The 7,051-nt window shown below is 53.8% G+C and carries 4 protein-coding genes; 2 read left to right on the forward strand and 2 right to left on the reverse strand.

From position 1 onward, the window contains the following. Positions 1 to 131: 131 nt before the first annotated feature. Complete coding sequence (locus I9W95_RS15050; RefSeq protein ID WP_225676338.1) at positions 132 to 3,272, reverse strand: efflux RND transporter permease subunit; 3,141 nt, start codon at positions 3,270 to 3,272, stop codon at positions 132 to 134. A 3-nt stretch (positions 3,273 to 3,275) separates the two neighbouring features. Then, on the reverse strand, positions 3,276 to 4,415 hold the full coding sequence (locus tag I9W95_RS15055; RefSeq protein WP_225676340.1) for an efflux RND transporter periplasmic adaptor subunit: 1,140 nt from the start codon (positions 4,413 to 4,415) through the stop codon (positions 3,276 to 3,278). 155 nt (positions 4,416 to 4,570) lie between these two features. Between I9W95_RS15055 and I9W95_RS15060 the strand changes: the two genes are divergently transcribed. Both I9W95_RS15060 and I9W95_RS15065 read left to right on the forward strand, forming a co-directional pair. Further along, positions 4,571 to 6,472, forward strand: coding sequence for an ATP-binding cassette domain-containing protein (locus tag I9W95_RS15060; RefSeq protein ID WP_225676342.1), 1,902 nt, complete (start codon positions 4,571 to 4,573; stop codon positions 6,470 to 6,472). Further along, positions 6,469 to 6,936: a hypothetical protein gene (locus I9W95_RS15065; RefSeq protein WP_225676344.1), complete on the forward strand. Its 468-nt coding sequence runs from the start codon at positions 6,469 to 6,471 to the stop codon at positions 6,934 to 6,936. Before I9W95_RS15060 ends, I9W95_RS15065 begins: the two co-directional genes overlap by 4 nt. Positions 6,937 to 7,051: the final 115 nt, after the last annotated feature.

The raw sequence follows: 7,051 nt of genomic DNA on the forward strand, positions 1-7,051 counted from the left end.
GAAGCGAGGTCGCATTCTACTTATGCCACGCTGGATGTCAAACCCTATTTGGCAATTTTCTTATTATTTTTTAGTAACTTGCAGGAACTGGTTAAATCTCCGACAGCTTTACTGTCGGAGATTCTTTCCACTCATGTGGCGCTTTCAACCACCACTGGTAGTGGAGCAGAAGGGTGTCTGTGCTTACGCGAGCCGAGTACCAGCATGCACGGCGTCAGGATCAGGGTCAGTACCGTCGCGAAGGTCAGCCCACCGGCAATCGCGGTGGAGAGCTGTGTCCACCATTGCGACGACGGAGCGCCGACAGTGAAATGCTGGTGCAGCAGGTCGATATTCCACTGCATGACCATAGGCATCAGTCCCACCACGGTGGTGATCGCTGTCAGTAACACGGGGCGCAGACGCTGGGCGCCGGTACGCAATGCCGCATCAACCGGCTCAACCCCCTGGTGAATCAGGCGGTTGTAGGTATCGATCAGAACGATGTTGTTGTTCACCACAATGCCCGCAAGGGCAATAACACCCACGCCGCTCATAACAATGCCGAACGGCTCTCCGCGAATAAGCAGGCCGATCAGAACACCGACAATAGAAAGCACAATGGCGCTCATAATCAGGCCGGCCTGATAAAAGCTGTTGAACTGAGTCACTAGAATCGTAGCCATCAGGAAAATGGCAATACCAAATGCCTTGCCGAGGAAGGCGCGGGTTTCTTCCATTTTTTCTAAGTCACCGCGGAATTTCGGCATGGCGCCGGCTTCACGCCAGGGCAAGTCTTTTATCTTCTCCGTGAGTACCTTGATTTTTTCCATGGCATTTACGCCGTCCTGAACGTTTGCGGTGACGCGATAACGGTACTTACCATCAATGCGGACAACATCACCGGATTTAGGTACGGCAATGCGTTGCATAAAGTTGGAAACCGGCACCAGGCCGTGCGGCGTTTGCAGGTTAAAGGAATCGAACTGATCGATGTTGCGTGCCTGAGTGGGATAGCGCAGCAGGATCTCTACTTCGTCGTCACTGAAGTCCGGCTGGAAGGTCCCCACTTTCTGGCCGCCGGTGATCATGCGAATCATGGCACCGGTACTGGCGATGTTGGTGCCGAAGCGGGTGGCTTCCTCACGATTGATCTTCAGCTGCCATTCGACACCTTCCAGCGGGCGGTCATCGCGAACATCTTTCAGATCGGGGTCGGCATTGAATACGTCTTTGACCTGTTCCAGTAACGGAATAATGGCCTCACGGCTGCTGGCAGTCAGCTGCAGCTGAATGGGCGCCCCTGCTGCAGGGCCATTTTTCTTCTTCTGGGTCTCAATAATAATGCCGGCGATAGAGGCCGTACGTTGCTCAATATCCGCCAGAATCTCATTGGCCGTGCGGCGGTGTTCCCAGTTGACCAGCTCGATCTGTATGCGGCCAATCACATCGGCTGCGGCATCGGTGGGCGCCTTGATAAAGGTTGCACTGTAGATCGACTGGATCTCACCCATGTCAAAGATGCGCTTTTCAACTTCCTGCACCAGGGTTTCGCGTTCGAGCAGTGAAAGGTTACCCCGGGCACGGACATCGACCAGGCCGATATCGGCATCAACGTCAGGAAAAAATTCAACTCCGTGCCCCATGGAAGCATAGATAACGAAGGACATGATCAGTGCGCCGATGGCAATGCCAAGCACCGTCAGGGGCCGCTGTACGGCTTTATGCAGTACGCGGATATAGGCACCGGTAAAGCCTTTCAGTTCATGGAAGCGGCCCTGTTCTGCGGCCTGAATTGCCTGCAGTGCCGCTGGGTTATGGTGGCCGTCGCGGCCCATCACTGCGCCTATGGTCGGCACAACAATGAGTGCCATAATCAGCGAGGCCGACAGTGTGTAAAGCAGGGTCAGTGGCAGGAACTTCATAAACTCGCCGGTGGTGCCGGGCCAGAACAGCAGCGGCAGAAATACCGCCAGTGTGGTAGCTGTTGAAGCAATAATCGGCCAGGCCATGCGCTGGGCTGCTTCCATATACGCATGACGGCGTTTTGCGCCTTCTGCCAGGCGGCGGTCAGCGTATTCCGTGACAACAATGGCACCATCAACCAGCATGCCGACAGACAGAATAAGGGAGAACAGCACCACCATATTCATGGTGTAGCCCATCATGCTAAGTACAATCAGAGCCATCAGGAAGGCACCAGGAATCGCGACCCCCACCAGAAATGAACTACCAAGGCCGAGGCTGCCGAGCACCAGAATCATAACCAGCAGGGTTGCAACCAGAACGTTGTTGAACAAATCGTTCAGCATGTCTTTGATCTGTTCTGATTCGTCCTGAGTAATTCCCACCTCGATGCCCGCAGGCCAGTAGGGTTTCACCTGATTAATGATGCCTTTGACTTCATCCAGCGTCTGGATGATGTTGGAGCCAATGCGCTTTTTAATTTCCAGTGTGACGGCCTGTTTACCATTTACACGGGCAGCGTTTTTGCGGTCCTTATAGGCAAGGCGACCAACAGCGATATCCTGAAACAGGACAACCTGATCGCCATCGGCTTTCACTGGCAGCTGAAGAATGTCAGGGATGCTTTCAATCAGCCCCGGAACTTTTACGCCGAAGCGACCAGCACCGGTGTCCAGGTCTTCACTGGCTACCAGTTGGTTGTTGTTGCCAACCAGGCTCGCCAGTTCGCTGAAGGATAAGCCGTAATTGTCCATGCGCGCCGGGTCGACGATGATTTCAGCAATTTCATCGCGCTTGCCCTGAATACTGGCTTCAAGTACACCCGGCAGCGCTTCGAGACGATCCTGCAGATCTTCGGCGACCGCATATAATGCAGATTCATCGACTTCACCCGCCAGTGTTACGACCATTACCGGGAACAGGGCGACGTTGATTTCTTTTACCTTAGGCTCTTTGCTTTCTTCCGGCAGCTCTCCCTTGGCATCATCTACTTTCTGGCGAACGTCCAGCAAAGCCTGGTCGATGTCGACATCGGTATAGAACTCGAGGGTAATCGACAAGTGGCCGGTGGTTGCGGTGGAGATCATCTCCTTGAGGCCATCCAGACTGCGCAGCTCTTTTTCCAGTGGCTTGTAGATCAGCGCGTCGGCGTCGGCGGGGGAAATGCCATCGTGGGTAACGGAGACATAGACAAAAGGTACGGTGATATCCGGATTGCTTTCTTTGGGAATATTAATCAGCGTACTCAACCCGATCAGCATGATCAGGCAGAACAGCATCAGTACGGTACGTGAACGCTGCAGCGAAGCATCAATCAGCGAGTTCATCGGTTAGTCTCCGCTCTGAGCCGTAACGTTCACGCTGGTGTCAGAGGCTTGCTCGCCAGCGTTCATTACTTCTTCACTCACATATACAGGTTCGACCAGCTGGCCGAGGTCAACAAAACCGCCGCCGACGGTGATGATGTCTGCCTGCTCGCCTAGACCATATACCCAGATGCCATTGTTGTCGGCCTTGAGCAGATTTACCGGGCGGAAAACCACACGGTTGTCGCTATCAATGCCTTTCAGGCCCAGGTGGCCGTTGTCATCCAGAATCAGCAGAGCTGGTGATACAAAATACGCATGGGTGGCTGGTTGCGGAACGTGGATAGTGGCCGTCAGACCCGAGGCCATGCTGCCATTAGGGTTAGTGATTTCCAGTTCCAGCGGGAATGTCCGGGTTGCAGCATCTGCTTCAGCTGCAATAAAACGGATGCGGCCGTCGACACGGTCGCCGTTGATCAGCTCGGCCCAGCCACGGTCTCCAATATTGATGTTGGCTGCATCACGCTCTGCTGCGTGACCTTTGACCAGATATGGACGGAAATCCAGCACGGTGACCAATGGCGCACCGTCTTTAACAAAATCTCCGATTTCAACAGCGCGACTGTCGACGATGCCATCGAATGGCGCGCGAATTTCGGTGGCATTCAGTTGCAGTCGGGCATTCGTAAGTTCGGCTTCGGCATTGGCCAGTGCGGTTTCTGCCTGAGCCAGCTGAGACTCATTTGCCAGCCCTTTTTGCCGTAGCTCACGGGCGCTGCGAGCTTCAATCTGACGCTGACGCAAAGCGGCCTCAGCCTGCTTTACACGGGCGGGCCAGTCACGCGGGTCGAGGCGAAGGATCACTTCACCGCGTTTTACATTGGCGCCTTTATCGCGCTCTACCGCAACGACTTTCGCGCGAATCTCGGATTTCAGTTCGACCCGGCGACTTGGTGCAGTACGCGCAGATACGGTGATGTCGCGGTTCACCAGTTCGCCCTGCATACGCTCAACCTGAACACGCTGCAGGCCACTGTCGAGGGTAAGAGGTCGTGGGTTTATAAATTCACTATCGGATGTCACGGCCCCCGCTATCATCCAGATAACGGCAATGAACGAGAGTGACAGGGCAATCAGGTGCCCTTTGTTGAGCTGAATAGTCATGCTGTGTACCGCATTGGAATTGTTGTTGTCGTGGTGCAAATATGCGAGGGCTCAATATAAGGCAAAGTTCCGCTGTCTGCATCTGCCGACTGCCCGATATCCAACAAAGACAGCTATAATGCCCGCCTTTGAATTTCTCTAAGGGTTTGTGCCTTATGGTACTGGTGAGTCTGAAGCAGGTAGAACTGGCGTTTGGTGACCATGTTCTGCTGGATAAAGTCGATCTCGAAATCCACAGCGGCGAGCGGCTGTGCGTGGTCGGACGTAACGGTCAGGGTAAGTCAACGCTGCTGAAAATCCTGAACCGTCAGATTCAGGCTGACGATGGCCGGGTAGAGCACCGCGATATGCTGCGCGTCTCCGCGCTGCAGCAGGAACTGCCAAAAACCACCAAAGCACCTGTCTACGATGTTGTGGCTGAAGGTCTGGGCGATCTCGGTCATCTCATCGCTCAGTACCATGACGAGAGTGCGCGTGGTGCGCAGGCCGATCTTAAAAAACTGGAACAACTGCAGACACGTATTGAAGCTGCCGACGGCTGGCGCTGGCAGCAGAAAGTCGATGCCATTATTCAGCGCCTGAATCTGCCGGCTGAGTCGGATTTCACTGAACTGTCAGGTGGCTGGCAGCGCCGTGTCATGCTTGCCCGCGCGTTGGTGGTTGAGCCGGATTTACTGATTCTCGACGAACCTACCAACCATATGGATGTTGCCACCATTGAATGGCTGGAAGAGCAGTTGAAACAGTTCAATGGTGCACTGGTATTTATCAGTCACGACCGTGCGTTCGTTCAAAACCTGTCGACCCGCATCATCGAACTGGATCGCGGTAATCTCTACAACTGGGAGGGTGACTACCTGAGTTTTGTAGAGTACCGGGAAAAGCGTTTGCAGGATGAGGCGACGCAGAATGCTTTATTTGATAAGCGACTCGCGGAAGAAGAAAAATGGATTCGTAAAGGCATTGAAGCTCGTCGTACCCGTAACGAAGGGCGCGTTCTGCGCCTGAAAGAAATGCGCAAAGAGCGCAAGTCGCGCCGTGAACTGCAGGGCAGTGCCAATATCAGTATGAATGCTGCAGAGCGCTCCGGTAAGCAGGTGTTTGAAGTCGAGCATTTGTCTTACGGCTGGAAAGACATCATGCAGGTGGACGATTTCTCTACACTGGTTATGCGCGGTGATCGCATCGGTCTGGTCGGTCCCAACGGGGTGGGTAAAAGTACGCTGCTTAAACTGTTGCTGGGGCAGTTAGAAGCTCAGCAAGGCAGTATTCGCACCGGTACCAAACTGGAAGTGGCGTATTTCGATCAGTCGCGTCATTTACTGGATGAAGAGAAAACCATTGCCGAGAACGTCGCTGATGGTAAAGATCAGGTTGAGGTGAACGGCCAGAACAAACACATCATCGGCTATCTGGGTGATTTCCTGTTTGAACCTGAGCGTGCACGTACGCCAGTCAAAGCCTTGTCCGGTGGTGAGCGCAATCGGGTATTGCTGGCTAAGTTGTTCCTTAAACCGTGCAACCTGCTGGTGATGGATGAGCCGACCAACGACCTGGATGTAGAAACTCTGGAGTTGCTGGAAGAGCGACTGCTTGATTACAACGGCACCTTACTGCTGGTCAGCCACGACCGTGCCTTCATCGACAACGTGGTGACTCAGTTGTGGGTTTTTGGTGAAGGCAAAGCGGGCTATATCGAAGAGCAGGTCGGTGGGTACAGCGACTGGATAGAACGTCGCAATGCTCGACAGGCACAGGTTCAGGCCGCCAACAAAAAAGCGGAAAAAGCGGTTAAGAAAGAGCAGGAAGCTGCAAAGCCCCAGGTGGCAACGAAAAAGCTGTCTTATAAATTGCAGCGTGAACTGGATATGCTGCCGGATCAGATCGCCGCAGCAGAAGCCGCACGCGATGCCTTAGCGGCGAAAGCGGGTGAGCCTGATTTCTACTCGGGGGATGCCACGGAAGTGCAGAAAGTTCTTGAAGCGCTGGGTGAAGCCGAGCAAAAAGTCGAAGCATTGGAAGAGCGCTGGCTCGAATTAGAGGAAATGGCATCGTGACTTGGTTAATCGTACTGGCAGTCACACTGTCATTATTTGGTTCTGTTTACTGGTTAAAACCCAGTGCCCGCGATACCCGGTTGGCGAAGCTGCGTTTCGATGCCATTAAAATGGGGCTGCAGGTTCGTCAGTTCACGTTTAAGCCGGATTCGGCCAAAACCGGCGTGCGGGAAGACATTACAGCCACCAGTTATACCCTGATGCTGGATGTGAAAGGGCAGAGTGAGCTGCTGTACCGCGTGGTTGGTCAGCCTGCCTGGGATGCAGACGGTTTACCGGAAGGTCTGAGCTGGCACAACAAAGGCACTGAGGCCGACGCAGACAAAATCCGCAAGGCGGTCCGCCAGCTTAACGACAATATTCTGTTGCTGGAGGTGTTCAGCAATCGGGTGGTGTTTATGCCCGCTGAAGGAAAGGAGGCGAGCGCAGAAAACTACATGGCATTTCTGCGGCATTTCGCCTGAATGACATCCATAAAAAAGCCCGCGTCAGCGGCACTGCTGTCCCACAAATTTTTATTTGAACTTTTGTGAGATATTCCAGGCCCCTTGTCCTCATAGAGGGGCCTTACCCCTCTCG

The organism is Thalassolituus marinus (genome assembly GCF_020320395.1).
Lineage (GTDB): Bacteria > Pseudomonadota > Gammaproteobacteria > Pseudomonadales > Oceanobacteraceae > Venatoribacter > Venatoribacter marinus.